The sequence below is a fragment of the Streptomyces sp. SID3212 genome, from assembly GCF_009865405.1.
Classification (GTDB): Bacteria; Actinomycetota; Actinomycetes; order Streptomycetales; family Streptomycetaceae; genus Streptomyces.
The window spans coordinates 1-2,880 of sequence record NZ_WWJY01000466.1 but is presented as its reverse complement, the minus strand read 5'-3'; the positions used below and the strand labels follow the sequence as shown (position 1 = coordinate 2,880).

2 protein-coding genes are annotated in these 2,880 nt (G+C 73.6%); both read left to right on the top strand.

All coding sequences use genetic code 11. From position 1 onward, the window contains the following. The coding region (gene pheS / locus GT042_RS13980; RefSeq protein ID WP_161309031.1) for a phenylalanine--tRNA ligase subunit alpha at positions 1-937 on the top strand (937 nt) is incomplete at its 5' end. Next, positions 937-2,880 (top strand): phenylalanine--tRNA ligase subunit beta (gene pheT / locus GT042_RS13975; protein WP_161309030.1); only part of this gene is annotated, 1,944 nt, incomplete at its 3' end. The genes pheS and pheT, both read left to right, overlap by 1 nt.

The window sequence follows — 2,880 nt, the reverse complement described above, 5'->3', positions numbered from 1 at the left end:
GCCGCAGGCCAAGGCCGAGGCGGGCAAGCGCGTGGGCCAGGCCCGCGGCGCCGTGAGCAAGGCCCTCGCCGCCCGCCAGACCGAGCTGGAGGCCGAGCGCGACAGCCGGGTCCTGGTCGAGGAGGCGGTGGACGTCACGCTGCCGTACGACCGGGTACCGCCCGGCGCGCGGCACCCGCTGACCACGCTCATGGAGCGGGTCGCGGACGTCTTCGTCGCCATGGGCTACGAGATCGCCGAGGGCCCCGAGGTCGAGGCGGAGTGGTTCAACTTCGACGCCCTGAACTTTCTGCCCGACCACCCGGCCCGCCAGACCCAGGACACCTTCTTCGTGCGGGCGCCCGGCCAGGCCGCCGACACCGGCGACGAGTCCGGTGTGCTGCTCCGTACGCACACCTCACCCGTCCAGGCCCGCACCCTGCTCGACCGCGAGCCGCCCGTCTACGTGGTCTGCCCCGGCCGGGTCTACCGCACGGACGAGCTGGACGCCACGCACACCCCGGTCTTCCACCAGATCGAGCTGCTCGCCGTGGACGAGGGCCTCACCATGGCCGACCTCAAGGGCACCCTCGACCACATGGTCCAGGCGCTCTTCGGCTCCGACATGAAGACCCGGCTGCGGCCGAACTACTTCCCCTTCACCGAGCCGTCCGCCGAGATGGACATGCTCTGCTACGTCTGCCGCGGCGCGTCCGTCGGCAACCCGGACCGGCCCTGCCGCACCTGCGGCAGCGAGGGCTGGATCGAGCTCGGCGGCTGCGGCATGGTCAACCCGAAGGTGCTCGTCGCCTGCGGCGTCGACCCCGAGAAGTACAGCGGGTTCGCCTTCGGGTTCGGCATCGAACGGATGCTGATGTTCCGCCACCACGTCGAAGACATGCGAGACATGGTCGAGTCGGACGTCCGGTTCACCCGGCCGTTCGGGATGGAGATCTGATGCGCGTCCCGCTTTCCTGGCTGCGGGAGTACGTCGACCTGCCGGCGACGGAGACCGGCCGCGACGTCCAGGCCCGGCTCGTGTCGGCGGGCCTGGAGGTGGAGGCCGTCGAACAGCTCGGCGCCGGCCTCAAGGGCCCCCTCGTCGTGGGCAAGGTCCTCACCATCGAGGAGCTGGAGGGCTTCAAGAAGCCCATCCGCTTCTGCACCGTCGACGTCGGCACGGCCAACGGCACCGGCGACCCGCAGGAGATCGTCTGCGGCGCCCGGAACTTCTCCGTCGGCGACAAGGTCGTCGTGGTCCTGCCGGGCGCGGTGCTGCCCGGGGACTTCGCGATCGCCGCGCGCAAGACGTACGGCAAGACCTCGCACGGCATGATCTGCTCCGGCGACGAGCTGGGCATGGGCGACGACGGCTCCGGCGGCATCATCGTCCTCCCGCCCGAGCACGAGGTCGGCACCGACGCGATCGCGCTCCTGGAGCTGGTCGACGAGGTTCTCGACATCGCCGTCACCCCGGACCGCGGCTACTGCCTCTCTCTGCGCGGCGTCGCCCGCGAGACCGCCACCGCGTACGGCCTGGCCCTGCGCGACCCGGCGCTGCTCGACGTGCCCGCGCCGAACGCCTTCGGCCACCCGGTGAAGATCGCCGACCCGAGGGGCTCCGACCGCTTCACGGCCCGTACGGTCACCGGCCTCGACCCCGAGGCCCGCAGCCCCATCTGGCTGACGCGCCGGCTCCAGAAGGCCGGCATGCGGCCGATCTCGCTCGCCGTCGACATCACCAACTACGTGATGCTGGAGGTCGGCCAGCCCCTGCACGCGTACGACCGCTCCCGCATCGACGGGCCCCTCGGGGTCCGCCGCGCCCTGCCCGGCGAGAAGATCACCACGCTCGACGGCGCCGAGCGCACCCTCGACCCCGAGGATCTCGTCATCACCGACGACCGGGGGGCCATCGGCCTCGCCGGGGTCATGGGCGGCGCCGACACCGAGATCGCCGATGTCGCCGTCGACCCCGGGACCGGGGAGGTGCGCGGCACCACCGAGGTCGTCATCGAGGCCGCGCACTTCGACCCGATCTCCATCGCCCGCACCGCGCGCCGCCACAAGCTGGCCTCCGAGGCGTCCAAGCGCTTCGAGCGCGGCGTCGACCCGCAGGCCGCGGCCGCCGCCGCGCAGCGGACCGTCGACCTGCTGGTCCTGCTCGCGGGCGGTTCCGCGGGCGCCGGGGTCACCGAGGTCGTCGCGCCGTACGCGCCGCACACGATCGTCATGCCCGCGGGTCACCCCGACCGGGTGGCCGGCATGGTCTACGGGCGCGAGACCGTCGTACGGCGGCTCCAGGAAGTCGGCTGCGCCGTCCAGGGCCAGGACGAACTGGTCGTCACCGTCCCGTCCTGGCGCCCCGACCTCGGCGCGCCCAACGACCTCGCCGAGGAGGTCATCCGCCTGGAGGGGTACGAGAACCTCCCCTCCACGCTGCCGACCCCGCCCTCGGGCCGGGGCCTCACCGAGCGGCAGCGGCTGCACCGCAGGGTCGGCCGGGTGCTGGCCGGCGCCGGGTACGTCGAGGCGCTCAACTACCCGTTCATCGGCGACGCCGCCCTCGACGCCCTCGGCCTCCCGGCCGACGACGCCCGCCGCCGTACGGTCACGCTGGTCAACCCGCTCTCCGACGAGGAGCCCGCGCTGCGCACGACGCTGCTGCCGGGCCTCCTGGCGGCCCTGCGCCGCAACGACGGACGCGGCTCGCACGACCTGGCGCTGTTCGAGACCGGCCTGGTCTTCCGGCCGACCGGCCACGAGACCGTGCCGGTACGGCTGCCCGTCGACCGGCGGCCCTCGGACGCGGACCTCGCCGGGCTCGACGCCGCGCTGCCGCGCCAGCCGCGCCGCGCCGCCGTGGTCCTGGCCGGCGCCCGCGAGCAGGCCGGCTGGTGG